Annotated in this window: 24 protein-coding genes and 1 other RNA gene; 11 read left to right on the top strand and 14 right to left on the bottom strand. The window is 33.0% G+C overall.

What is annotated here, in order from left to right; genetic code table 11:
• Positions 1-406: 406 nt before the first annotated feature.
• The 4 genes from DR871_RS08405 to DR871_RS08390 all read left to right on the top strand — a co-directional run bounded on the left by DR871_RS08405 (position 407) and on the right by DR871_RS08390 (position 4,919).
• Positions 407-907 carry a CAP domain-containing protein gene (locus DR871_RS08405; RefSeq protein WP_113665702.1) on the top strand — a complete coding sequence of 167 codons (501 nt, stop codon included), beginning with the start codon at positions 407-409 and terminating at the stop codon, positions 905-907.
• Between the two features lie 473 nt (positions 908-1,380).
• Positions 1,381-1,866 carry a SixA phosphatase family protein gene (locus tag DR871_RS08400; RefSeq protein ID WP_113665703.1) on the top strand — a complete coding sequence of 162 codons (486 nt, stop codon included), beginning with the start codon at positions 1,381-1,383 and terminating at the stop codon, positions 1,864-1,866.
• On the top strand, positions 1,863-3,950 hold the full coding sequence (gene ppk1 / locus DR871_RS08395; RefSeq protein ID WP_113665704.1) for a polyphosphate kinase 1: 2,088 nt from the start codon (positions 1,863-1,865) through the stop codon (positions 3,948-3,950). The genes DR871_RS08400 and ppk1 overlap by 4 nt, the downstream gene beginning before the upstream one ends.
• 78 nt (positions 3,951-4,028) lie before the next feature.
• Positions 4,029-4,919, top strand: coding sequence for a Ppx/GppA phosphatase family protein (locus DR871_RS08390; protein WP_113665705.1), 891 nt, complete (start codon positions 4,029-4,031; stop codon positions 4,917-4,919).
• 12 nt (positions 4,920-4,931) lie between these two features.
• Here the strand turns inward: DR871_RS08390 and DR871_RS16540 are convergent, their stop codons facing one another.
• The 3 genes from DR871_RS16540 to DR871_RS08375 all read right to left on the bottom strand — a co-directional run bounded on the left by DR871_RS16540 (position 4,932) and on the right by DR871_RS08375 (position 7,234).
• Positions 4,932-5,507: a DNA polymerase III subunit gamma/tau gene (locus DR871_RS16540; protein WP_241258565.1), complete on the bottom strand. Its 576-nt coding sequence runs from the start codon at positions 5,505-5,507 to the stop codon at positions 4,932-4,934.
• A 74-nt stretch (positions 5,508-5,581) separates the two neighbouring features.
• Entirely contained in the window at positions 5,582-6,667 is a 1,086-nt protein-coding gene (gene dnaX / locus DR871_RS08380; protein ID WP_113665706.1) for a DNA polymerase III subunit gamma/tau, read from the bottom strand.
• A gap of 267 nt (positions 6,668-6,934) precedes the next feature.
• On the bottom strand, positions 6,935-7,234 hold the full coding sequence (locus DR871_RS08375; RefSeq protein WP_113665707.1) for a hypothetical protein: 300 nt from the start codon (positions 7,232-7,234) through the stop codon (positions 6,935-6,937).
• 118 nt (positions 7,235-7,352) lie between these two features.
• Here DR871_RS08375 and rnpB point away from each other — a divergent pair.
• Positions 7,353-7,676, top strand: an RNA gene (gene rnpB / locus DR871_RS08370) — RNase P RNA component class A.
• A 223-nt stretch (positions 7,677-7,899) separates the two neighbouring features.
• A complete protein-coding gene (locus tag DR871_RS08365; protein ID WP_113665708.1) occupies positions 7,900-8,832 on the top strand; it encodes a ketopantoate reductase family protein in 933 nt (310 codons plus the stop codon).
• A gap of 152 nt (positions 8,833-8,984) precedes the next feature.
• On the opposite strand, the gene DR871_RS08360 is transcribed toward DR871_RS08365, so the two are convergent.
• From DR871_RS08360 to DR871_RS08350, 3 genes are all read right to left on the bottom strand, one after another.
• Positions 8,985-9,818, bottom strand: coding sequence for an OmpA/MotB family protein (locus DR871_RS08360; protein WP_113665709.1), 834 nt, complete (start codon positions 9,816-9,818; stop codon positions 8,985-8,987).
• Positions 9,819-9,869: 51 nt separating this feature from the next.
• Positions 9,870-10,871 carry a glycosyltransferase family 2 protein gene (locus tag DR871_RS08355; RefSeq protein ID WP_113665710.1) on the bottom strand — a complete coding sequence of 334 codons (1,002 nt, stop codon included), beginning with the start codon at positions 10,869-10,871 and terminating at the stop codon, positions 9,870-9,872.
• A 66-nt stretch (positions 10,872-10,937) separates the two neighbouring features.
• The gene (locus tag DR871_RS08350; protein ID WP_113633896.1) at positions 10,938-11,384 is read right to left on the bottom strand and encodes a type I restriction enzyme HsdR N-terminal domain-containing protein; all 447 of its coding nucleotides are present in this window, start codon (positions 11,382-11,384) and stop codon (positions 10,938-10,940) included.
• Positions 11,385-11,475: 91 nt separating this feature from the next.
• Here DR871_RS08350 and holA point away from each other — a divergent pair, with 91 nt between their 5' ends.
• From holA to ettA, 3 genes are all read left to right on the top strand, one after another.
• Positions 11,476-12,480, top strand: a complete 1,005-nt coding sequence (gene holA, locus DR871_RS08345; RefSeq protein WP_113665711.1) for a DNA polymerase III subunit delta — start codon at positions 11,476-11,478, stop codon at positions 12,478-12,480.
• 75 nt (positions 12,481-12,555) lie between these two features.
• Positions 12,556-12,738, top strand: a complete 183-nt coding sequence (locus DR871_RS08340) for a CAL67264 family membrane protein (protein ID WP_113665712.1) — start codon at positions 12,556-12,558, stop codon at positions 12,736-12,738.
• A gap of 86 nt (positions 12,739-12,824) precedes the next feature.
• Positions 12,825-14,519 (top strand): energy-dependent translational throttle protein EttA, encoded by a 1,695-nt coding sequence (gene ettA / locus DR871_RS08335; protein ID WP_113633893.1) that lies wholly within the window; start codon positions 12,825-12,827, stop codon positions 14,517-14,519.
• 65 nt (positions 14,520-14,584) lie between these two features.
• On the opposite strand, the gene DR871_RS16615 is transcribed toward ettA, so the two are convergent.
• The 3 genes from DR871_RS16615 to DR871_RS08325 form a co-directional block, all read right to left on the bottom strand.
• Complete coding sequence (locus DR871_RS16615) at positions 14,585-14,710, bottom strand: hypothetical protein (protein ID WP_256371164.1); 126 nt, start codon at positions 14,708-14,710, stop codon at positions 14,585-14,587.
• Between the two features lie 78 nt (positions 14,711-14,788).
• Positions 14,789-15,205 (bottom strand): thiol-disulfide oxidoreductase DCC family protein, encoded by a 417-nt coding sequence (locus tag DR871_RS08330; protein ID WP_113665713.1) that lies wholly within the window; start codon positions 15,203-15,205, stop codon positions 14,789-14,791.
• Between the two features lie 135 nt (positions 15,206-15,340).
• Entirely contained in the window at positions 15,341-17,506 is a 2,166-nt protein-coding gene (locus DR871_RS08325; protein WP_113665714.1) for an endonuclease MutS2, read from the bottom strand.
• A 146-nt stretch (positions 17,507-17,652) separates the two neighbouring features.
• Between DR871_RS08325 and ung the strand changes: the two genes are divergently transcribed.
• Positions 17,653-18,324: a uracil-DNA glycosylase gene (gene ung / locus DR871_RS08320; RefSeq protein ID WP_113665715.1), complete on the top strand. Its 672-nt coding sequence runs from the start codon at positions 17,653-17,655 to the stop codon at positions 18,322-18,324.
• A 151-nt stretch (positions 18,325-18,475) separates the two neighbouring features.
• On the opposite strand, the gene DR871_RS08315 is transcribed toward ung, so the two are convergent.
• The 5 genes from DR871_RS08315 to porX form a co-directional block, all read right to left on the bottom strand.
• On the bottom strand, positions 18,476-18,850 hold the full coding sequence (locus DR871_RS08315; protein WP_113665716.1) for a DUF4258 domain-containing protein: 375 nt from the start codon (positions 18,848-18,850) through the stop codon (positions 18,476-18,478).
• A 36-nt stretch (positions 18,851-18,886) separates the two neighbouring features.
• Positions 18,887-20,086, bottom strand: a complete 1,200-nt coding sequence (locus tag DR871_RS08310) for an alanine dehydrogenase (protein ID WP_165151261.1) — start codon at positions 20,084-20,086, stop codon at positions 18,887-18,889.
• Positions 20,087-20,180: 94 nt separating this feature from the next.
• A complete protein-coding gene (locus DR871_RS08305) occupies positions 20,181-20,654 on the bottom strand; it encodes a GNAT family N-acetyltransferase (RefSeq protein ID WP_113665717.1) in 474 nt (157 codons plus the stop codon).
• An 8-nt stretch (positions 20,655-20,662) separates the two neighbouring features.
• On the bottom strand, positions 20,663-21,070 hold the full coding sequence (gene tsaE, locus DR871_RS08300) for a tRNA (adenosine(37)-N6)-threonylcarbamoyltransferase complex ATPase subunit type 1 TsaE (RefSeq protein WP_113665718.1): 408 nt from the start codon (positions 21,068-21,070) through the stop codon (positions 20,663-20,665).
• Positions 21,071-21,142: 72 nt separating this feature from the next.
• Positions 21,143-22,696 (bottom strand): T9SS response regulator signal transducer PorX, encoded by a 1,554-nt coding sequence (gene porX, locus DR871_RS08295; protein WP_113665719.1) that lies wholly within the window; start codon positions 22,694-22,696, stop codon positions 21,143-21,145.
• A 539-nt stretch (positions 22,697-23,235) separates the two neighbouring features.
• Between porX and DR871_RS08290 the strand changes: the two genes are divergently transcribed.
• Positions 23,236-24,138, top strand: a complete 903-nt coding sequence (locus tag DR871_RS08290) for a PIN domain-containing protein (protein WP_165355317.1) — start codon at positions 23,236-23,238, stop codon at positions 24,136-24,138.
• Positions 24,139-24,228 lie beyond the last annotated feature (90 nt).

The raw sequence follows: 24,228 nt of genomic DNA, 5'->3' as shown, positions 1-24,228 counted from the left end.
ATTTTCGTCTTAAGGTATACTTTTTTTAAAGTAATGAAGCACATAATTCACATAACCAACTTTTAGATTTTATTTATTATAGTGGTAGCGAAAAGAAATTCTGTTTTCAAATTTTTTTAGGTATTTATTTTCTAAAACACGACTATTTAAGAGATAAATTATTGGTAAATAATCTTTTAAACAATTATCTTATACTAATAAATAGGCTTTTTTAATAATAATTTAAATTATCATTCTCATATTATGTAAGAAAAAGTATATACAAAATTATTATGTATGTATTTCATCGATTATTTTAGGTATTTAAACGATATTATTTATACTTTTGGATAAGAGTTAAAAACATATATCTAATTCTTAAAGAAGTTTGCCCCACAATCTACTTTAAACTTAAACTACTACAATTATGAAAACAAATTTACTCCGTGTAGTATTGCTTACTTTAGTAATATTTATGATGAATTCTTGTTCATCAGATTCTGAAACAACTACAGAAGAAATTAAATCTGAAATAATTGAAACTTATACCTATTCAGCTTCAGAATTAGAAGCGATGAATTTAATAAACGAATATAGAGTAAGTAAAGGGTTAAATGCATTAAAAAAAATAAATCATTTGTCTCATAAAGCTGAAGAACATGATTTTTTCATGATTGGAAATAATATAGTAAATCATGCTAATTTTAGCGATCGTTCACAAAATATTATCAGCGCATTAGGAGCTAAAAGCGTAAGTGAAAATATTGCATATAATTATAAAACTTCTCAAGCTGCATTAACTGCATGGTTGCTTAGTTCAGGACATAAAGAAAATATTGAGGGAAATTTCACCCACTTCGGTATTTCAATTAGAGAAAACCCCGTTAACGGGAGAAAATATTATACTAATATTTTTATAAAAATTTAATTTAGTTTTTTAGTAAAAGAAGGCTGTCATCCCCCAATGACAGTCTTTTTTTATTTTCAATATTTAATTATATGCATAGGTTAGTAACTTCTAGTTTTCAATATTATAATTGAATGAGTTCTATCTTCTTATTTTTTAAAATACTTTAAAAATAATTTCTACTAAAAATTATTATCTAATGTCCATTTTTATAGGGTAGTGCCAAAATTTTATTTTAATTCTATTGAATTTTAAATAACATTTTCTTGAAACTCGTTGACGTTGAACAGTTTTATATTCTGTTTAAAATCTCTTTATTTTTATTCTTCTCCTTTTTAAAATTTCTGATATAATTCATATTTATTGATTTTTACTTTTTTCTATACTAATTTCACAAAATAATGATAAAAGTTTAAATGATTATCTTTTGTTTTGTAAATTAGGGACTAAAATTTTTGTCTGTTTCTTGATTTTTCACCATTTTATTCATCATTATGAAAAACTTAATATTGGTTCGCCATGCAAAATCAAGTTGGGAAGTTCCCATGGGTGATAAAGATCGCGGTTTGACTTGTCAAGGTGTAAAAGATGCTCATCTGGTAGCGACCGAAGCTAAAAATTCAATTCCTAAAACATATATAATTTGGAGTAGTAATGCGAAAAGGGCGACTGATACTGCTTTAATTTTTGCTCAGAATATTTCGTATCCTATTGAAAGTATCATTTACAAAGACGACCTTTATACTTTTGATGAAAAGAAATTGGAAAAAGTAATCAAATCTTGTAATAATAATTTTGATAGTGTTATTCTTTTTGGACATAACGCGGCAATTACAGATTTTGTTAATAAATTTGGTGACGTTTCCATTGAAAATGTTCCTACATCTGGTTTTGTGTCATTTAAATTTGATACGGATGATTGGAAAAAAATAAAGAAAGGCAAAATAAAAAAAATAATATTCCCCAAAGATTTAAGATGAATAAAGTATTAGAATATAAATACATTGATAGAGAAAAAAGCTGGTTAGCTTTCAACGCCAGAGTGCTTCAAGAAGCTGGTGATCATTCCGTTCCGTTACTAGACAGGTTACGTTTTTTAGGTATTTTTTCGAACAATTTAGACGAATTTTTCAGAGTACGATTTGCCGCCATCAGACGTTTAAGCTTAACAGGCATATCCGGCGAAAAATATCTTGGAGGTATATCTGCTCAGCAATTAGTCAAGGATATTACCGAAATCGTTATTCAGCAACAGTCTGAAAGTCTTCGAATATTGAATATTATCGAAAGCGAACTGGAAACTAAAAATATTTTTATCATTACCGAAACCGACATTACTGTTGAACAAGAAATTTTCCTGAAAGATTTTTTTATTCAAAAAGTGAGTCCGGAATTAGTTACCATAATCTTAAATGATTTGGCAGAATTCCCCGTATTGAAAGATACTTCAGGTTATTTAGCGATTAAATTGGTAATGAATAAAAACTCAGAGGTTCGTTATGCAGTTATCGAAATTCCTAAAACCATTAACCGTTTTGTTGTTTTACCATCCAATAATGAAAAACAATATATTATCCTTTTGGATGATGTTATTCGCCATAATCTTAGTAATATTTTTAATATTTTTGATTACAAAAGCGTTTCGGCTCACATGATAAAAATTACCAGAGATGCGCAACTTGACATCGATAGTGATTTAAGTAAAAGTATGATCGAAAAAATATCATTGAGTGTAAAAGACCGAAGAATAGGGGAGCCGGTACGTTTTATTTACGATCAGTTAATTGAAGAAGATACTTTAAAGTTTTTTCTGGATAAAATGAAAATTGTCTCCACTGACAGTATCATTCCCGGCGGTAGATATCACAATAGAAGGGATTATATGAATTTTCCAAATCTTGGAAGATATGATTTATTATATCAAACAAATGATCCGCTTCCTATTCCGGGATTAAGTCTTGAAGGAAGTATGCTCGAAAAAATAAGTGAGAAAGATTATTTATTAAATGCGCCGTACCAATCATTTTCCTATTTGACCAAGTTTTTGCGTGAAGCAGCGTTAGATCCCAAAGTAATTTCGATAAAAATCACACTGTATCGATTGGCAAAAAATTCTCAAATTATCAGTTCGCTAATAAATGCGGCCAAAAATGGAAAAAAAGTTACCGTTCAAATCGAATTGCAAGCTCGCTTTGATGAAGCATCCAATATTTCCTATGCAGAGCAAATGCAATTGGAAGGTATTGAACTTATTTTTGGTATAAAAGGCCTGAAAGTGCACAGTAAAATTTGTGTTATTGAAAGAATTGAAAATGAGAAAATAAAAAGATACGGCTTTATTTCAACAGGAAATTTCAATGAATCTACTGCCAAAGTATATACGGATGTCACTCTGTTTACCAGTCATCAGCAAATTTTGAAAGATATTATGAGAATTTTTGAGTTTTTTGATATCAATTATAGAGTTCATCGATACAAACACCTCATTGTTTCACCACATTACACCAGAACTAAATTCGTTAAGTTAATTGACAGAGAAATTACGCATGCACTAGCAGGAAGGAAAACGCATATAAAACTAAAAATGAATAGTTTATCTGATTTTGCAATGATTGATAAATTATATGAAGCAAGCAGAGCCGGAGTAAAAATTCAACTTGAAGTCAGAGGGATTTGTTCCTTAATTCCCGGTATTCCTGGAATGAGTGACAATATAGAAGCAATAAGTATTGTCGATAATTATTTAGAGCATTCTAGAATTTATATTTTTGGAAATGCCGGACAAACTGAAGTTTATATTTCGTCAGCGGATTTCATGACTAGAAATCTTGATGGAAGAGTTGAAGTGACATGTCCCATTTACGATCAGGGAATAAAAAATGAGCTAATTGATAATTTTGATATTGGTTGGAAAGGAAATGTAAAAGCCCGTTTTCACTCTTATAAATTAGATAACAAGTATCGCCCTAGAAATCATAATCCTATTTTTAGAGCACAATTAGAGACCTATAAATACTATCAAAAAAAGCTGGACGCAGTATTAAATGAAGAGGAAAAAGTATAATTGTTTGTTCATGATTAAAGTGGAACTTTAACAAAAGAATCAAACAATTAATAAGAAATTAAACGAATCAAAACGAAGATGATTAAAATAAAAAAATATGCAGCAATAGATATTGGTTCCAATGCCATGCGTTTGTTAATTGCTAATATTGTGGAACAAGAGGGAAAAGAGCCTCAGTTTAATAAAAGTTCCCTGGTTCGAGTACCCATTCGTCTTGGTCAGGACGCTTTTACAGTTGGTGAGATTTCAGAAGAGAATATCGAAAGAATGTGTGATGCAATGAAGGCTTTCAACTTGTTGATGAAGGTTCATAAAGTAGAGCGCTATATGGCTTTTGCGACATCAGCGATGCGTGAAGCCTATAATGGTAAGGAAGTTGTAGCATTAATTAAGAAAAAAGCAGATATAAAAATAGAAATTATTGATGGGAAAAAAGAAGCTGCTATCATAGCTTCCACTGATTTACATTATTTGTTAAAAACAGATCAAACCTATCTTTTTGTTGATGTTGGTGGAGGAAGTACTGAGTTTACACTTTTTTCTAACGGCAAAATGATTAATTCAAGATCGTTCAAAGCCGGAACCGTCCGTTTATTGAATGATATGGTTTGCGATGTTGTATGGGATGAAATCGAAAAATGGATTAAAACCAATACGCAAGAATATGATGATGTTACGCTGATAGGTTCTGGAGGAAATATAAATAAGCTCTTTAAAATGTCGGGGAAAATGCAAGAAAAACCACTTTCCTACATTTATATGAATTCGCAATATGCTTTTTTGAATTCTCTTACTTATGAACAAAGAATTTCTGAATTAGGTCTGAATCCAGATCGTGCCGATGTAATTATCCCTGCGACAAGAATTTATCTGAATGCGATGAAGTGGAGTGGAGCACGAAATATTTATGTTCCTAAAATAGGTCTTTCGGATGGAATTGTAAAAGCAATGTATTACGGTAAAATATAATTTTAATACAGATTATGCGTCTAAATCTAATCCAAATGTTGTGCGTAAAAGCTCAATATTTGGATTTATTTCTAATAATCTGTTGTAGCGGTCTTGGTCATTAAAGCTTCTTTTGTTCTCTATACTTTCATTTACAATAACCTCAATTGTAAGGTCATGATTTTGTAAATGACCTTTTAAATGTCCTAAAAGTCCATGTATTTCTTTTTCGAAATCTAATTTTGATCCTTCATTAGGCAATTCAATTGTTATGGCGGTTCCATTTAATTTTGGATCGTTAATAAGCAATAGAGATTCCATAATTCTATAGCCTTTATCGCCTAAACGTTGTGCATATTTATTCCACTGCAGCAACATTTCAGTCTCTGAAAAAGCTTCTGTTGGCAAATGAAGCACTTCTTTGACGATTCCTTTATTGCTTTCTTCTAATGCTTTTTTAGCACGAATACTGGCTAATGAAAACGCGGAAACCTTTATTCCTTCTGATTGTGGAATACTACTTTTTGTTGCGGGACTGGGAACTGGAATTGATGGAACAGCAGTTTTAGTTTCCGGTTCTTTTGATGGAACTGATTCTCCCACTGGCATAGCAGGTTTTGAATCTTCAACTTTCGTTTGAATGGTTATTGAATAATCATTCTTTCTATAATAAGTAGGTGGAATTATATATTGCTCAACTTTTTTTTTTCTCCATCATAAGTGATAGAGGCAAGTTGCATCAGGCAAAGTTCAACAAGAAGTCGTTGGTTTTGGCTCAGTTTGTATTTTAAATCACAATCATTTGCAATCTCGATTCCTTTTAAAAGAAAGTCTTGACTGCATTTTTGTGCTTGCACGCCATACATTTGTTGCGCTTGTTCACCAACTTCTAATAAAGATAAAGTTGCTGGTGTTTTAGAAACCAATAAATCCCTAAAATGTGAAGCTAATCCGGATACAAAATGATGTGCATCAAAACCTTTGGCAAGAATTTCGTTAAAAGCCATCAATAAATCTGGGATTTTGTTTTCCAAGATTAAATCGGTTACATTGATATACGTTTCGTAGTCCAATACATTCAAATTCTCTGTAACGGCCTGACGTGTTAAATCTTTTCCACAAAAAGAAACTACTCGGTCAAAAATCGATAAAGCATCGCGCATGGCGCCATCCGCTTTTTGAGCTATAATGTGCAAAGCGTCATCTTCAAAAACTACGCCTTGGCTAGTGGCTACTTCGGCAAGATGTTCTTTGGCATCTTTTACGGTAATTCTTTTGAAATCAAATATCTGACAACGAGAAAGTATCGTTGGAATAATTTTATGTTTTTCGGTCGTTGCCAAAATAAAAATGGCATGTTTTGGCGGTTCTTCCAATGTTTTCAAGAAAGCATTAAAAGCTGCCGATGATAACATGTGAACCTCATCTATAATATAGACTTTGTATTGTCCCGTTTGTGGTGGGATCCTAACTTGGTCAATAAGATTCCTAATATCATCAACAGAATTGTTAGAAGCAGCATCTAATTCGAAAACATTAAAGGCAAAATCTTCATTAGGATCATCATATCCTGGCTGATTAATTTTACGAGCCAAAATACGGGCACAAGTTGTTTTTCCAACACCACGAGGTCCTGTAAATAACAATGCTGAAGCTAAGTGATTGCTTTCTATGGCATTCAATAAAGTATTGGTAATGGCTTTTTGTCCAACAACATCTTTAAATGTTTGAGGACGATATTTACGGGCCGATACAACAAATTGTTCCATAGAAATTTTATTCGAAAGCAAATATAGGTTTTAATTTAAAGATGCAAAAATTTAAGGATTGAAAGATTTTATAATTTTCAGAATGGTTTTTGTTCTCCAAATTTTCTAGCCCAGATTACTTCACAGTACTATAATTTTATCGGAGTTCAGTGAACTGCGTTTGTATTTAAAATCCTTATTCGCCGGTGTTCGGCGGATAAGATTACAACGTATAGCTGGAATTAGCTTCTAAAAAAATAATTGATTTAAGTTCTTTTAGAAAAGGATTTACTTGTCTCTTCCTTTGATGCTAAGATCGATTAAAACTCTTGCGGCACCATTATCTGAATTTGCTGCATATCCAGCTACAAACACACCTTTTTTACCCGAAGTTGATTTTATGCCATAAACTGTTGCTTCGTCATCTGGATTGGTGTCTCCTTCGTAACGATAAATATGTTGAATTTCATAATGGCTTGGATTTTTTACAATATCTTCTTCATGAAGATTAAAATCAAAGGTAAACCCCATCTCATTCAAATCGTCTAAGGCTTTAGAAACGGTGGCATAATGATACATATTTGACATAATAGAGATTTTTTAGTTATTTATTAAAGGTAACTATTTTATTATGAATTGTTTGTAAAAGGCTTGTTAAAGTAAGCAACAGTAAATGAAAAAAAAGAATTAAATAGTGTAAATTTGCCCTGCAGACCGCCTTATCGCCGTTTTGAGCAATCAAGAGGGAGGAAAGTCCGGACACCAGAGGGAAGCATAGCGGGTAACACCCGTCGGTCCCGTCTTTACGGACGAGATTAGGACAAGTGCAACAGAAAGTATGTACAGGTAATGCTGTAGTGAAACCAGGTAAACTCTATGCGGTGAAATATCAAGTATATCAGCATTTAAGGGCTTCTCGTCCGTTGTTGAAGGGTAGATAGCTTGAGTCTCGCAGTAATGCGGGATCTAGATAAATGATAAGGCTCTAATTTATTGGAGACAGAATCCGGCTTATAGGTCTGCATTTTTTTTATTAAAATATTTAATAAAATAAAGATTGTGAAATCTAATAAAAGAAAACCATTAAGAAATTAAGTGTCATTAAGTTCCAAAGCTTAATTTTCTAAATTTCTTAATGGTTTTCTTTTTACTTAGTAGTTATAAAATCGCCAATAACAACAAGTTTGGATTAGTAAAAACAATAGATAAAAAACTATAACATAAAGGTCAACTAAAAAATAAATTTTATACCGATGAAAACAAGAATTGGAATTTTAGGATTGGGTGGAGTAGGCGGTTATTTTGGTGGGTTATTAGCCAAAGCTTATGCTGACTCAGATGCAATCGAAATTATTTTTATTGCTCGGGGCAAAACTAAAAAAGCCATTGCTGCAAATGGTTTGAAAATCATTTTGGATGAAAGTGAAATGATTGTTTTTCCAAAATTGCTTTCGGATGATGCAGAAAAGATTGGTAAACTGGATTACTTAATTTGTGCAACTAAAACCTATGATATTGAAACTAGTTTTGAATCCATAAAAAACTGTATAACTTCAAAAACTATAATTTTACCTTTATATAATGGCGTTGATGCAACAGAACGCATACTAAATTTGTTTCCTGAAAATAATGTTTTGCAAGGATGCGTTTATATTGTTTCTATGATTGAATCTCCTGGGGTGATAAAGAAAATAGGGCATTATGAAAAGTTATTTTTTGGGTCTAAAAACACTTCAATTTCTTCATTAAAGGAACTGCAATCTATTTTCGAAAAGGCTTCTGTCGAAAGTTATCTTGTTGAAAATATAGAAGAAACAGTTTGGGAAAAATTTATATTTATTTCAGCTTTGGCTTCAGTAACTTCTTATTTGAATGAGAATATTGGTGGGATTCTAAATAATCCGGATAACAAAGCAATTTACATTTCACTTCTCAATGAAATTACTGCTGTAGCTCTGGCAAAAGGATTAGCGTTGCCAAATGATATTATTGTTCAAACAATCATTAAACTCGAAAAATCACCACAAGATAACACATCATCTATGCATAGGGATTTGTTGGCAGGTCATAAAATAGAAGTGAATTCCTTAACCGAGTTTGTAGTAAAAGAGGGTATGAAATATGGTGTTCCAACTCCAATGTATCGAATGATTTTAGATAAATTAATGGATAGTATCATTTACTAATTAAGAAGATTAAATATTCTTTTCTAGTGTATAATATAACTTCACGATTTTTATTGAATGATAAAAATGAAATTACACAACCATGTTTATCAATAAAAAAAAAGAGGTTGTCTTTTTTAGACAACCTCTTTTAATAAAAAATTTTACAAAAATTATGGTCTTTGTTTTTTCATTTCTTTTTCAATCATTTCGTAGAATTGATCGATTTTAGGTAAAACTACAATACGAGTTCTTCTGTTACGAGATCTGTTTTCAGCAGAATCATTTGCTACTAAAGGAATGTAAGAGCTTCTTCCTGCCGCAATTAATTGCTCTGGTTTAACACCTAATTGATTCGTTAATACACGAATGATAGAAGTAGAACGTTTTACACTTAAATCCCAGTTGTCTAATAAAACACCTGTACCATTGTAAGGAACATTATCAGTATGTCCTTCAACCATACATTCAAAATCAGGTTTGTCATTCACTACTTTCGCAACTTTCGCCAAAACCATTTTAGCTCTGTCTGTTACTTCGTAGCTTCCGCTTTTGAATAACAATTTATCAGCAATTGAGATAAAAACAACACCTTTTTCAACATTTATTTCGATATCCGGATCAGATATTCCTACTGAACTTTTTAAACTAGTTACTAATGCAAGTGTCACACTGTCTTTTTTAGTTAAAGCATCCTGCATTCTGCTTATTTTTAAATCTTTCTCTTTGATAGATTCTAAAGCTTTTTCAATGTTTTGAGCACCCTTAGTTGACAATACAGTCATGTCTTTCGAAACACTGATTAAACCCTGATTTTGCTCTTTTAAAGTAGCTGCTGTTGCTGCAAGACCTGCTTTTTCTTCTAAACAAGTGTTTAATTTTACAGTAGCTGTATTTAGTAAATCTTGAGTTTCTTTGTTTCGAGCTTCTAATTCAGTGTATTTCTTTTTAGAAACACATGAAGTTAAAAGGGCCATTACTGATAAGGCAATTACGATTCTTTTCATAAATTGTTTAAATTTAGATTAAAGGTTAAAGACAAATTTAGCTTTTAAAATTTATTTGATTCCAAATAAATCGTTAAAAGCTTTTAATTTTCTGATGAAGTATATGTAAACGATACTTTTGACGGTATAGTATGCTGATTCTTGAAATTCATTTCTTTTTTTATAATTATCAGAAAAAAGTGTATAAAAAGACCCATGTGCTTTCAATATTGCCCAAAAATGCTTGAACTTTCCTTGTGTTAAAAACTGAATTCCTGCAATTCCATCTAAAAGCATTCTGCCTAATAGTATCCTGTAAAGTTGCTCTTTCGGAAGATTTTTGGTCAGCATTAATAAAGAGTTTCTAAAATTTAAGTAGGTCTTCATTGGATGGCCTTGCTGTAAAGTGGCGCCACCTACATGATAAACTACAGATCCAGAATTGTATTTAATTTTATATCCTTTATTAAAGGCACGCCAACACAAATCAATTTCTTCCTGATGCGCAAAAAAATCATCATCAAAACCATTTAGTGTTTTATAAACAGAACTTCGGATAAAAAAACAAGCTCCTGATGCCCAAAATATTTCACGAGTATCATCATATTGACCGTTATCTTTTTCTAAAGTATCAAAAATACGGCCCCGACAAAAAGGATAACCATATTCGTCAATAAATCCACCAGCAGCACCAGCATATTCAAAGTATTCTTTACGTTTATAATCTAATATTTTGGGTTGAATAATAGCAGTTTTTGGTTCGTTCTCGAAAGTATCAAGAATAGGTTTTAGCCAATTCTCGGTCACTTCGATATCCGAGTTTACTAATGCATATATTTCAGCATCAATATGTTTTAAAGCTTCATTGTAGCCACTTGCAAAACCAAGGTTACTTTCGTTTTTTATAATTTGTACTGATGGAAAAAAAACCTTGATGTAGGAAATAGAATCATCTGTAGAGGCATTATCAGCAACATAAATTGTAGCTTGTGGAGAATAATTAACTACAGATGGAAGAAACTTTTCAAGCAATAAAATTCCATTCCAATTTAGTATGACAACAGCTATATTCATTTTTGTTTTTATATTTTCAGATTTTAGACTTTATAGATTTTAAAATTTCAAGAAGTCTAAAGTAAGCTAATTATTATAATTTGGCAGATTCTCTAGAAATGCATATTTCTCGTTTTCAAAATCCATTTGGCAAAAGTAATGATTCAATCCATTGGTTACCATTAGGAATTGGGCTTTCATCGTCATGTTATAACGGGCAATTTGGTCGAAAGTAGCTTGTGCAATTTTGATTTCTGGAGCTTTGCATTCAATTAAGATGAAAATAGAACCATCGGGATTGAAAACCACGACATCGTATCTTTTGCGCAAGCCATTGACTTTCAAAACTTTCTCGACATTAATCAATGATTTTGGATATTTTTTTTCTTCCAATAAAAACTGAACTACATGTTGACGAACCCATTCTTCGGGAGTAAGAATGATAAATTTTTTCCTGATTTCATCAAAAATGGATACTTTATTTTCGCTATTTTTGAACCGAAAGTTATAAAGTTGAAAATTTAGTTTTTGCATAAAGCAAAAGTATTAAATAAGTTTAAAATTTAAAGTTTAAAGTTTCATCCGAAGCAACAATCTTTAAACTTCAAACTTAAAACAAAAAGGAATGGACGAGGTTTTAAAAATTGTAAATGATATAAAAAGCGGTAACATCAAACCAATCTATTTTTTGATGGGCGAAGAACCGTATTATATTGATAAACTATCAGATTATATTGAAGAAAAAGTCTTATCCGAAGAGGAAAAAGGCTTCAATCAAACGGTTTTATACGGAAGAGACGTTTCTATAGAAGATATTATTTCGACTGCAAAGCGTTATCCAATGATGGCAGAGCGGCAAGTGGTCATTGTAAAAGAAGCTCAGGATTTAATCCGAACTATAGATAAGCTCGAAAGTTACGCAGACAATCCGATGCTCACCACCGTTTTGGTTTTTTGCTATAAATACAAAACATTGGATAAACGCAAAAAAGTAACCAAGTTATTAGCGAAAAACGGTGTCGTTTACGAAAGTAAAAAACTATATGAGAACCAAGTAGGAGATTGGATCAAACGTGTTTTGTCAGGCAAAAAATATTTAATTGAGCCTAAAGCAAATGCCATGTTGGTGGAATTTCTTGGGACAGATTTGAGTAAAATAAACAATGAACTCGAAAAATTACAAATTATTTTGCCAGTTGGAAGTACGATAACTCCAAAGGATATTGAGGAAAACATAGGGTTTAGCAAAGATTTCAATGTTTTTGAATTGCGAAAAGCACTTGGCGAACGCAACCAGTTAAAAGCATATACTATTGCTGAAAATTTTGCACAAAATCCAAAAGATAATCCAATGGTAGTAACGACGAGTCTGGTTTTTAGTTTCTTTATTCAATTATTGAAATACCATGGTTTGAAAGACAAAAATCCCAAGAATGTAGCAGCAGTTATTGGAGTAAATCCATTCTTTTTGAAAGAGTATGATGTGGCTTTGAAAAATTATCCAATGAAAAAGGTCAGTCAAATTGTAGGTGCTTTAAGAGACATTGATGTTAAAAGTAAAGGAGTTGGCGCAAATGCGATGTCCCAATCTGATTTGTTACGAGAAATGCTTTATAAAATATTTAATTAAAGGGCAAAAATTTCCGATATTTGCACTCCCGTTCCGAGGCTTCGGAATTGGATCATTAAAATAAATTCCAAAATTATGTCAATGAATAAAAATACGATTCTGGGTTGGGCCACTCTGATAATGATAATCATGGGCTTATTGCTTATTGCATTAGGTGCTTTTAGATATGATGATGTAGCAGGATGGGGCTTCGCAGCAGTAGGTGTTGGCTTTTTAGCTAATGCGTGGGTGTTTAGTTCACTCAAGGGAAGACTTTAGTTAATCAAAAATTACGAATTTAAAATTGAAAAAATTAGATAAAAACTAATTATCTAAAAGTATAATAATAAGAAAATCTATAAAAAATGGCAGACGATAAAAAAGTGATATTCTCAATGTCAAAATTGAGCAAGACCTATCAAGGAGCAGATAAACCAGTACTTAAAAACATCTATTTGAGTTTCTTTTACGGAGCTAAGATTGGTATTTTGGGATTAAATGGTTCTGGAAAATCTTCCTTATTAAAAATTATTGCCGGTGTTGATAAAAACTATCAAGGTGATGTAGTGTTTGCACCAGGTTATACAGTAGGTTATTTAGAACAAGAACCTATTTTAGATGATAGTAAAACGGTTATTGAAATTGTAAGAGAAGGTGTCGCTGAAACGATGGCAGTTTTAGATGAATTCAATAAAATCAACGATAGTTTTGGTTTACCTGAAGTCTATGAAAATGCTGATAAAATGGAGCAATTGATGGATCGTCAAGCGCTTTTGCAAGATAAAATTGATGCATTGGGAGCTTGGGAAATTGATACCAAACTGGAAATCGCCATGGATGCTTTGCGTACTCCGGAAGGTGACACGCCAATCAAAAATTTATCCGGTGGTGAGCGTCGTCGTGTAGCTTTATGTCGTTTGTTGTTGCAACAGCCTGATGTATTGCTTTTGGATGAGCCTACGAATCACTTGGATGCAGAAAGTGTACTTTGGTTAGAACAACATTTAGCACAATATGCAGGAACTGTAATTGCAGTAACGCACGACAGGTATTTCTTGGATAATGTTGCTGGTTGGATTTTGGAATTAGACAGAGGTGAAGGTATTCCTTGGAAAGGGAATTATTCTTCTTGGTTGGACCAAAAATCAAGCCGTATGGCATTAGAAGAAAAAGTAGCTTCGAAACGCAGAAAAAACTTAGAACGCGAGTTGGACTGGGTTCGTCAAGGTGCCAAAGGACGTCAAACAAAACAAAAAGCGCGTTTGCAGAACTACGATAAATTATTGAATGAAGACCAAAAACAATTGGATGAAAATCTGGAAATTTACATTCCAAATGGTCCACGTTTAGGGACGAATGTAATTGAAGCCAAAAATGTTGCTAAAGCTTTTGGAGATAAATTACTGTATGATAATTTAAATTTTACGTTGCCACAAGCTGGAATTGTTGGGATTATAGGACCAAACGGAGCTGGTAAATCAACCATTTTCAAGATGATAATGGGTGAAGAAAAGCCAGATTCAGGAGAGTTCTCAATAGGAGATACTGTAAAAATCGCTTATGTAGATCAAGCACACTCAAACATAGATCCTAATAAATCAATTTGGGAAAACTTTGCTGACGGTCAGGAATTGATTATGATGGGCGGAAAACAAGTAAATTCAAGAGCTTATTTATCACGATTTAATTTTGGTGGTGGGGAACAAAACAAGAAAGTGTCTATGCTTTCCGGTGGAGAACGTAACCGTTTGCACCTTGCGATGACTTTGAAAGAAGAAGGAAACGTACTTTTACTAGATGAGCCTACGAATGATTTGGATATCAATACACTTCGAGCATTAGAAGAAGGTTTGGAGAGTTTTGCCGGTTGTGCGGTAGTTATTTCTCACGACAGATGGTTCTTAGACAGAATTTGTACACACATTCTAGCTTTTGAAGGTAACTCTGAAGTGTATTGTTTTGAAGGTGGTTTTTCTGAATACGAAGAAAACAAGAAAAAACGTTTGGGTGGTGATTTAACGCCAAAACGATTGAAATACAGAAAATTAATTAGAAGTTAATTCATTCTAATTTTAGATAATAGCAGTAAGAGGATGTCCAAAAGGGCATCCTCTTTTTTATGCTGTTATTTTTTTCTGTCAGAATTCATCATAATGAAAACTGCCGAAATAATTCCTACGATGACTAATCCGAAAACGACAACCATTATAAAGGTTCCGTTGTCCCAAGAAAAAAGAGTGGTGTCTTTCATGATCCATTTATTTTTAAGATTTTTCAAATATATTATTCTTGCAAAATAAAAGGCATGATAATTATCATGATTGGGTGTTTAATCTAAAAATTTAGCTTGTAGCTCTTTTGTGGGAATTAAGCAAGCTTCCTTTTTCCCATACCATTTGTACCGGTTCTTAGCAATATAATCATAAATATAGTTACTGAAAGAAGTGGGTAATATTGAAAATAGTGAAGCAAAATAAAATATTCCTCCCAAATGTTTAGCAATTTCTAAGGCAGCTTCGGATTTATAATAGTAAGCAAAACCAGGCTGATACAAAATAATACTATCTGTTTTTTGAGTGTCAATTCCCAAGTGTTTGATTATTTTTTGACCTAAATCAGATTGTAAGGCTACAAACCGGAAAACATCTTTAGTATCATGCTTAATAATCGTTTGCACCGCCGAATCACACAGATTGCAAACGCCATCAAAGAGAATTATTTTTTTGTCTTTAGGAATATTGAGCATTTTCTTGTTTTGTTATTTCATTGCGAGGAACGAAGCAATCGCATTTCGTATATCTGTTTCAATGATTAGCAAAAGTCACTCTTGTTAGTGGGTTTGCTTCGTTCCTCGCAATGACTTGCATAAATGGTATACTGTTTACTTCTTCCCGGCTTCCACAAATTCCAGCGCTTCTAGACTGACTTTTGAAGTAAATACTCCGTAGTTCACTGTTACTTTGTTTTTTTCAATAGAATCAATCGTTCCTACTGCTTTTCCATCAAACATTCGCACGCGATCACCTACTTTTAGGATTGGTTTTGGTTTTTCAATCACGACTTTCAATTTCTTCTCTTTCTTTTCTTTTCTGATCTCTTCAACCTGCACCGTAACTTCTTGAATGACTTCTTTTTTCTTTTCAATCAGCGCTTTTGTCTCTTTGGTTGTGGCTTTCTTACGCTTTGAATTTTCAATTTCAATGATTTTCAAAAATTCACCAAGCAGTTCTTTCTTATTTTTATTGTTGAAATATTTCTCCGAAATGTCTTCAATTTTTTGGCCAATATAAATGGTTTTCTGGTTGCTGTCGTACAATTCTTGATAGCTTTCCAGTTTCTGTTTGATTTTTACATTAATGGTTTCCATTTTCTTGCCTTCTTCACGCGCTTTTGTTTCTTCTTCTTTCAGCGTTTGCGAAGTTTTCTCCATTTTCGAGCGTTCTTTCTGAAGGGTAGCAATCGTTTTATCGAAACGCACTTTTCCAACTTCAATTTTCTTTTTCGCCCGATTGATTAAGCTGAAAGGAATTCCGTTTTTCAAAGCTACTTCAAACGTAAAGGAACTTCCTGCTTGACCTAAAACTAATTTGTACAATGGCTCTAATGTTTTTTCATCAAAAAGCATGTTGGCATTGGTGGTAAAAGGCAATTCGTTCGCCAGAATTTTTAGGTTTGAATAATGCGTTGTAATAATCCCGAAAGCTTCTCTATGATAGAATTCTTCTAAGAAAATTTCGGCTAAAGCGCCTCCTAATTCTGGATCAGAACCAGTACCAAATTCATCAATAAGAAACATGGTTTTTCTATTGCACTTCTTTAGAAAGTAGTTCATGTTCTTTAATCGATAACTGTATGTACTTAGATGATTTTCAATAGATTGATTATCACCAATATCTGTTAAAATTCTATCGAATAAAAACGTTTCACTGCGTTCGTGCACTGGAATCAACATTCCGGATTGCAGCATTAATTGCAGTAGTCCTACGGTTTTTAACGAAATAGTTTTCCCTCCCGCATTAGGCCCTGAAATCACTATGATTCTACTTTCCTGACTTAATTCAATAGTTTGCGGATGCGTAATTTCGTTTTTCTGTTTGTTGTTCAAATACAGAATTGGATGGAAAGCATCTCTAAAATAAAGGCGGCGTTCCTCTGTAATTGTTGGTAAAATTCCATTGATTTTATTGGCATATTTTGCTTTCGCAGCAATTACATCAATATCACTAAGAAAATCCTGGTATTTGATTAAAAGCGGTAAATATGGGCGAATATAATTAGATAACTGTTTTAAAATTCGGGTAATTTCTTCTTTCTCTTCGTATTCAAGATTACTCAATTCACGGGAATATTGTAAAGTAGCTTCGGGTTCAATATAAGCAATACTTCCTGTTTTGGAACTGCCCAGAATGGATCCTTTTACTTTACGGCGATACATCGCTAAAACTGCTAAAACGCGTCGATTTTGAACAAAACTTTCTTTGATATCGTCTAAATAGCCTAAAGCATTGTATTGTGTCAATGCTGTGCCAAAACTTTGATTGACTTTTCCGCGAACAGCATTCATACTGCGACGGATGTTCAATAAATCTGGGGATGCATTGTCTTTAATTTCACCATATTTATCGACTACTTCGTCCACCATCGTGATGATTTCTTTGGTCAGTTCGACTTGGTTTGCTCTTGCGTTTATATTTGGATAATAATCTTCGAATTTTCTCAAAAAACTCAATAGGAAATTTACTGTTGAAGAAATGGTAGCTATTTTTCTAAAGCTGCCTACTTCTAAGAAACTGTCTTCAATGGCCAGAAATTTTATTTCATGCGTGATAGCATCAAAACCATGATTGGGAATCGCATTGTTATTTTGGAAAGACGAAACATATTCTGAGGTTTGCATTAATGCTTGCATCAATGTTTCCTTGTCTTTAAAAGGGGTTATTTCTAATGCTTTTTGTTTTCCAATGTCAGTATTACAAATGGTCGAAATGGTTTCGAGAACCGTTGGAAATTGTAAATCTTGTAATGTTTTTTCAGTGATGGATATCATTTATCGTATAATTCTTTTCAACACAAAAATAGCTAATAGTTAAGACTATTTAACAGACTTTCACAAAGAATTAATGAATGTTTATTATCCTTTTTATGATTCAAAAAAAATATTCTCTCTGTATCTTTGCTTTCTAATATTTAACTATGCAGATCAATCTCAATCCCACTTGGCAATCCATTTTATCAGATGAAATCCAGAAACCCTATTTTCAAGAATTAATGGAAACGGTTGATGAAGAATATAAAAATCATACGTGTTATCCCCCGAAAGAATTGATTTTTGCTGCGTTTAATTATTGCAGTTTCAAAGATGTAAAAGTGGTTATCATTGGTCAAGATCCATATCATGGCAAGGACGAAGCCAATGGTTTGTGTTTCTCTGTTAATGATGGTGTTCGAATTCCGCCTTCGTTACGCAATATTTTCAGGGAAATGAGTGAAGATTTGGAAACTATTTTCATGCCTACTTCCGGTAATTTAGAAGCTTGGGCAAAGCAGGGCGTTTTGTTGTTGAATGCCTCGCTGACCGTGAGAGAAGACAATGCGAATAGTCATAAACACTTAAAATGGAATCTTTTTACCGATGCTTTAATTCAGAAAATTTCGGAAGAAAAAGAGCATGTTGTTTTCTTGCTTTGGGGGAATTTTGCCCATAAAAAAGGACTCAAAATAGACCGAACAAAACATTTGGTTTTAGAATCCGGGCATCCTTCGCCAATGAGCGCCAATCAAGGAAAATGGTTTGGGAACAAGCATTTTAGTAAGACGAATGCATATTTGAAAAGTAATAATTTAGAACCTATAAAGTGGTTGTAGTTTTTTAAACTATTTTCAAATTACCTTTTTCTGAACCATTAAGAAATTAAGTTTAATTAAGGCTATAATACTTAATTTTCTAAATATCTTAATGGTTTGATTTTAAGGGTACTGTTTTTTAAAATTTACTTTTATAAGAATAAAAGAGTAATTATTTTTTTATAATATCCTCTAAAATAGCTTTGTCAGCGTAATTAATGACTTTCAAAGTTACCTCTTGGTTTTTGATTGTTTTACCTTCTATGATGTATAGCTTTCCTTTTTTAAGTTCTTTATTACTTTGGTCAAAATCTACGTCACCAAATTGCAATGTATTTTTTATATCGGCAGTGTCAATCCATTTTTCAGCCAAAATCATTGAAGCTTTATCCGAATAATAAAACGGTTTGTTTCTCAAATCATTTAAAACTCTTGCATTTGGAAAATAATTACAGCGAGTGTCTTTACCACTGAAAACTAATGCTACAAAAAACAGTCCTATTACTAAACCTACTAGATAATAGGCAAAACGATGTATAAACTTCATGAATTAAATTTTTGGCAAAGGTAGAAGAAAGTTTTCTTAAAAAACAATTAAATTGATGTCGTTATAAGGCAAATCAAACCATTCGCCTATGGAAGTATTAGTGAGGATTCCGTGGTACATATAAACGCCATTTTTCAACCCTTTATCACAACGAATAGCACTTTCGATGCCGCCATCTTCTGCTATTTTCATCAGGTAAGGGGAAATTATGTTGCTTATAGAAAGTGATGCCGTTTTAGAATATCGGGAAGGTATATTAGGCACGCAATAATGCAAAACATTGTTTTTGATAAACGTTGGTTTCTCATGTGAAGTCACTTCTGAAGTCTCAAAACAACCGCCGGTATCAATACTTACATCCACAATTACAGCTCCATTTTTCATGTGCTCTACCATAGTTTCCGTAACGATAACGGGACAACGTTCTTTGCCTCGCATGGCGCCAATGGCTACATCACAACGTCTTAACGCTTTTAGTAACGCTTTTGGTTGTATCGTGGAAGTGAAAATACGCTGGTTTAAATTATTTTGCAAACGACGCAATTTGGTAATAGAATTATCAAAAACTTTGACACTGGCGCCTAATCCTATAGCGGTTTTAGCGGCAAATTCTCCAACGGTTCCTGCGCCCAAAATAACCACATCAGTAGGAGGGACGCCGGTAATGTTCCCGAATAATAATCCTTTTCCAAATTCGTTGGTAATCATCAACTCAGCAGCGATAAGAATGGATGCTGTTCCGGCAATTTCGCTCAAGGATTTCACCGCAGGATACGTTCCGTCTTCGTCCTTGATGTATTCAAAAGCTAGTGCGGTAATTTTCTTTTTCGTTAACGCCTCAAAATATGTTTTCTTTCGGGTTTTCAATTGAATGGCGGACAGCAGAATTGTTTGCGGGTTCATCATTTCAATTTCGGCAAGCGTGGCTGGTTCCACTTTCAAAATCATGGGGCAACTGAATACTTTTTTGGTGTCATTAGTAATTTCGGCACCTGCATCAGAATATTCTTTGTCGGTATAACTCGAACTCAATCCCGCTCCCGCTTCAATCATAACGCGATGGCCATGATAGGTAAGCGAGTTAACAGCATCTGGGGTAAGACAAATTCGGCGTTCCTGATAACTCGTTTCTTTTGGAATCCCAATAAAAAGTTCGCTTTTTTGTCTTGCAATTTCCAGTTTTTCCTCTTGGGGCAAAAGCTGTTGTTTTGTGAATGGCGTTATAGTTATTGACATTGATGTTGTTAAATTAAGGGTACAATTTACGTAAAAAGTTTTATAAACAGTACAAATTCAATCGTGTTAAATTCATTTGGAATGTAACAGAATCTCAGCGAATGATTCTTTCCATTTTTATATCGGCTCGTTCATAAACACCATCTTCCAATGGTACTTCTACGAAACCAAATTTTTCATACAAATGAATAGCCGACAGTAATTTCCGGTTAGAATATAAAATCACTTTCTCCATTCCTTTTGCTTCAGCAACAGCAAGACAATGCAACATTAGTTTCTTGCCAATTCCTAATCCTTGTACACCATCTGTAACTGCCATTTTACTCAGTTCGAAAGTCGTATCGTCAATTTTTATTAAGGAAACTGTTCCTACGATTTTATCTTTATATTTTGCATAAAAAATCATTCCACCTTTGTCTATTATCTGACCTTGCGGATCCGAAAGCACAAGTTCATCTTTGGGTTCAACCCTAAAATGTTTTTGCAACCATTCCAGATTTAATGTTTTTATAGCTTCTTTGTATGTCGGAGAAAAAGGTATAATTTCAATAGTATTGTCTACACTCATGTTTACTTTCAGCTTAAAGTTAAAGAACGTTTTCCATCAGCGAGCAGCGAAATAGTGATAACCGAATGTACTTCGGGAATCAAATTTGGAATCTTCTCTGCCCATTCTATAAAGCACCAATTACCGGAATACAAATAATCATCAACACCCATATCCAAAGCTTCTTCCTCTTTGTTTAATCGATAAAAATCAAAATGGTAAACCAGCTGATTGTCATTAGCTTCATATTCATTAACTAATGAAAAGGTTGGACTGCTCGTTGCTCCGGTTACGCCAAGTGTTTTACACAATTGCTTGATCAAAGTTGTTTTTCCAACCCCCATTTCTCCGTGAAAAAGAATCACTTTTTTGCGGTTATTGGCAATAATTTGCTGCGCCACTTCTTCGAGCTGGTCTATAGAAAAAATGATATTCATTCTTATAAAATTGTTTAAAGTTTAAAGTTTAAGGTTCTTGCCGTAAGCTGAAAACTGAGTCTGACTACTTTTTTATTTGGGAGTAAAAACTAAAAACGGAATAATCATTTCTTCCAATGAAATTCCTCCGTGCTGATACGTGTTTTTGTAATAACTTACATAATGATTGTAATTGTTGACATAGGCCAAGAACAAATCATTTTTTGCAAAAATATAAGAACTACTCATATTTATGGTAGGCAAACCAATATTTTTTGGTTCTTTCACAGCATAAACATCTTTGTGTTCGTAGGTCAAACTGCGCCCTGTTTTATAACGTAAATTCAAACTAGTGTTTTTGTCACCCACCACTTTCGATGGATTTTTTACGTTTATCGTCCCGTGATCGGTAGTCAAAATCAATTTGAAACCCATTTTTTGGGCCTGTTGAATAATTTCTAAAAGTGGGGAATTCTTAAACCAGCTCAACGTCAGCGAGCGATACGCTTTATCATCTGAGGCCAGTTCTTTTACCACATCCATCTCCGTTTTGGCATGCGAAAGCATATCTACAAAGTTGTATACCACGGTAACTAAATCATTATCTTTCAAGGCTTTGAAGCTTTCGGATAATTTTTTTCCGCCGGCAAGACTGGTAATTTTAAAATAATCTTCCTTGATATTCAAGCCCAATCGTTTCAATTGCGCCGTCAAAAATTCTGCTTCAAAAAGGTTTTTTCCGCCTTCTTCAGGGTCATTTTTCCAGTATTGCGGAAACTGTTTTTCCATTTCCAATGGCGTTAAACCAGAGAAAATCGCGTTTCTCGCATATTGTGTCGCCGTAGGAAGAATAGAGTAGTAAGGCACTTCTTTTTCTAGCTTGTAGTAATTTCCCACTACACTTTCAAAGGTTTTCCACTGGTCGTAACGCAGGTTGTCAATCACGACAAACAAAATGGGCTTATCTTTTTTCTTGAGTTCAGGAAGTACTAATTCTTTGAATAACGTGTGTGATTGAACCGGTTTATCAGCTTTTGGAGCAAACCAATCCTCGTAATTGCGCTCAATGAATTTTCCAAATTGCGAATTGGCTTCTGTTTTTTGGGATTCCAAAATTTCAATCATGCTCTGATCATCGATATTTTCCAATTCCAATTCCCAAAAAATCAATTTCTTGTACAACTCAATCCAGTCTTCATAGGAATTCACCATCGCCATTTCCATGGTGATTTTTCTAAATTCCTTCTGGTAATCCAGCGTTGTTTTTTGCGAAATCAATCGGGAATGATCCAGATTTTTCTTTAAACTCAACAAAATCTGGTTCGGATTCACAGGTTTGATTAAATAATCGGCAATTTTAGAACCTATGGCTTCCTCCATAATGTATTCTTCCTCGCTTTTCGTAATCATAATCATGGGAACCGAAGATTTTTTCTCCTTCATTTCTGATAGCGTTTCCAAGCCGCTCATTCCGGGCATATTTTCATCCAAAAAAACAATATCAAAATTATTTTCCTCAAAAATCCCAATAGCGTCAAGTCCGTTGTTACAGGTTGTTACCTCGTAATTTTTCTTTTCCAGAAATAGTATATGTGGTTTCAAAAGGTCGATTTCATCATCAACCCAAAGTATTTTTATTTTATCCATAATTGTATCAACAAGAGTTCTAACGTACTAAATTAAAGTGCCAAATTACATTTTTTTGCAACGGCTACCTGCTAATATTATGATAATTTTTTAACACACTTACGCTGCATTTTATAAAATTAGATTTCGCTTTCATTTTGTTTTAGGTTTGCTTTTGGGCGTGCCCCTTCCTCCGTAAACTCCGTGCGGGTCGGGCTGTACGCTGTATCTTTCCTTTTTAAAGAAAAAAGGAAAGGATGCCGCTTCCATCCCTCACGCACTTGCGAGAATGATTGGGAGTTTATAAGTACGTTTGGGAGGTAGAGTTTTTTAGCAATATAAAACCTGATTATATTATTTGTAATGAATTTATTATATATTTGGAAATAACAATATTCTGTTATTTGTTTGAATGAGCTAAAATATGGATAGATTAAGTTTCAAATTTGAAGGTGAACTTTATTGGAATTATGAGTTATCAACTAAAAATTAAATTCCAATTAATCCCAAAGCCAGAGCAAAGATGGGAGAATATTGTTTGTAATTATAAAATAAAAACTATGGCAAAAAAAATTGAGAAGCTAGATGCACTAATTTTTATTGATACAAATATTTTTCTTGATTTTTATAGAATTAGGAGAACAGATGTTTCAATGAAGTATTTAGAGGAAATTGTCAAACACAAAGACATTATTATTACCTCCAGTCAAGTAGAAATGGAATTTAAAAAAAATCGTCAAAGCGCAATATTAGAGTCAATAACGGAGGTAACAAAAAAAGGGAATATTAATTTAAGTGTTCCGGCCATTTTATCAGATAGTCAAGCTTTAAAAATGATGAAAAAAGCAAAACAAGATATTGATGACCAGCAAAGAAAATTAAAATTGCAAATAGAGAGAATATTAAAAAATCCAAATCAGAATGATCAAGTCTTTAAATGTCTCCAAAAAGTTTTTTCCAACAAATCGATTATAAATCTTGACAGAGAAAATAAATTAAGATTTACTATTAGAAATCTAGCAAAAAAACGTTTTTTATTAGGTTATCCGCCTAGAAAAAAAGATGATAATTCAATTGGGGACGCTGTCAATTGGGAATGGATAATTAAATGTGCAGAACTCACTGGAAAACACATAATAATTGTTACAAGAGACACAGATTTTGGTACAATTAGTGAATCGGAATCATATCTAAATGATTGGCTTAGGCAAGAGTTCAAACAAAGAATAAGTCAAAAGCGTAAACTAATATTAACTGACAAGCTTTCTAAAGCATTTCAGCTAGTTAAAATACCTGTTACAAAAGAGATGATTGAAGAAGAAAAAATTGTAATTAATGATAATTTTATCTTGACCCAACAAAGACTACAAGAAACAATAAGAAGATTTTCTGAAACAATTAAAGACTCAAATATATTTGAGACAATGAACAATATTAATAAATTTAAATTACCTGAAAACTAATAAAAAAGCGACCGATTCAATCTTATAAAGTACTGGTTTTGTTTGTGTGTAGTGATGATCTATTCCTGCAAACGTGATCGTCCCACTCTT

It is taken from the genome of Flavobacterium petrolei (assembly GCF_003314435.2).
In the GTDB taxonomy this organism is placed as follows: domain Bacteria; phylum Bacteroidota; class Bacteroidia; order Flavobacteriales; family Flavobacteriaceae; genus Flavobacterium; species Flavobacterium petrolei.
Note: the sequence above shows the minus strand (reverse complement) of the source record. Positions and strands in the feature narration are given on the sequence as shown.

What these genes read in the sequence shown, in the direction of transcription:
- ettA (WP_113633893.1), top strand. Translation starts at nt 12,825, where the DNA reads ATGGCAGACGATAAAAAAGTGATATTCTCAATGTCAAAATTGAGCAAG.
- DR871_RS08340 (WP_113665712.1), top strand. Translation starts at nt 12,556, where the DNA reads ATGTCAATGAATAAAAATACGATTCTGGGTTGGGCCACTCTGATAATG.
- DR871_RS08315 (WP_113665716.1), bottom strand. Translation starts at nt 18,850, where the DNA reads ATGAAGTTTATACATCGTTTTGCCTATTATCTAGTAGGTTTAGTAATA.
- DR871_RS08350 (WP_113633896.1), bottom strand. Translation starts at nt 11,384, where the DNA reads ATGCAAAAACTAAATTTTCAACTTTATAACTTTCGGTTCAAAAATAGC.
- ppk1 (WP_113665704.1), top strand. Translation starts at nt 1,863, where the DNA reads ATGAATAAAGTATTAGAATATAAATACATTGATAGAGAAAAAAGCTGG.
- DR871_RS08325 (WP_113665714.1), bottom strand. Translation starts at nt 17,506, where the DNA reads ATGATATCCATCACTGAAAAAACATTACAAGATTTACAATTTCCAACG.
- ung (WP_113665715.1), top strand. Translation starts at nt 17,653, where the DNA reads ATGCAGATCAATCTCAATCCCACTTGGCAATCCATTTTATCAGATGAA.
- DR871_RS16540 (WP_241258565.1), bottom strand. Translation starts at nt 5,507, where the DNA reads ATGCCAGTGGGAGAATCAGTTCCATCAAAAGAACCGGAAACTAAAACT.
- DR871_RS08365 (WP_113665708.1), top strand. Translation starts at nt 7,900, where the DNA reads ATGAAAACAAGAATTGGAATTTTAGGATTGGGTGGAGTAGGCGGTTAT.
- DR871_RS08330 (WP_113665713.1), bottom strand. Translation starts at nt 15,205, where the DNA reads ATGCTCAATATTCCTAAAGACAAAAAAATAATTCTCTTTGATGGCGTT.
- DR871_RS08355 (WP_113665710.1), bottom strand. Translation starts at nt 10,871, where the DNA reads ATGAATATAGCTGTTGTCATACTAAATTGGAATGGAATTTTATTGCTT.
- DR871_RS08310 (WP_165151261.1), bottom strand. Translation starts at nt 20,086, where the DNA reads ATGTCAATAACTATAACGCCATTCACAAAACAACAGCTTTTGCCCCAA.
- DR871_RS08375 (WP_113665707.1), bottom strand. Translation starts at nt 7,234, where the DNA reads ATGTCAAATATGTATCATTATGCCACCGTTTCTAAAGCCTTAGACGAT.
- DR871_RS08290 (WP_165355317.1), top strand. Translation starts at nt 23,236, where the DNA reads ATGGCAAAAAAAATTGAGAAGCTAGATGCACTAATTTTTATTGATACA.
- DR871_RS08305 (WP_113665717.1), bottom strand. Translation starts at nt 20,654, where the DNA reads ATGAGTGTAGACAATACTATTGAAATTATACCTTTTTCTCCGACATAC.
- porX (WP_113665719.1), bottom strand. Translation starts at nt 22,696, where the DNA reads ATGGATAAAATAAAAATACTTTGGGTTGATGATGAAATCGACCTTTTG.
- DR871_RS08360 (WP_113665709.1), bottom strand. Translation starts at nt 9,818, where the DNA reads ATGAAAAGAATCGTAATTGCCTTATCAGTAATGGCCCTTTTAACTTCA.
- DR871_RS08405 (WP_113665702.1), top strand. Translation starts at nt 407, where the DNA reads ATGAAAACAAATTTACTCCGTGTAGTATTGCTTACTTTAGTAATATTT.
- holA (WP_113665711.1), top strand. Translation starts at nt 11,476, where the DNA reads ATGGACGAGGTTTTAAAAATTGTAAATGATATAAAAAGCGGTAACATC.
- dnaX (WP_113665706.1), bottom strand. Translation starts at nt 6,667, where the DNA reads ATGGAACAATTTGTTGTATCGGCCCGTAAATATCGTCCTCAAACATTT.
- tsaE (WP_113665718.1), bottom strand. Translation starts at nt 21,070, where the DNA reads ATGAATATCATTTTTTCTATAGACCAGCTCGAAGAAGTGGCGCAGCAA.
- DR871_RS08390 (WP_113665705.1), top strand. Translation starts at nt 4,029, where the DNA reads ATGATTAAAATAAAAAAATATGCAGCAATAGATATTGGTTCCAATGCC.
- DR871_RS16615 (WP_256371164.1), bottom strand. Translation starts at nt 14,710, where the DNA reads ATGAAAGACACCACTCTTTTTTCTTGGGACAACGGAACCTTTATAATG.
- DR871_RS08400 (WP_113665703.1), top strand. Translation starts at nt 1,381, where the DNA reads ATGAAAAACTTAATATTGGTTCGCCATGCAAAATCAAGTTGGGAAGTT.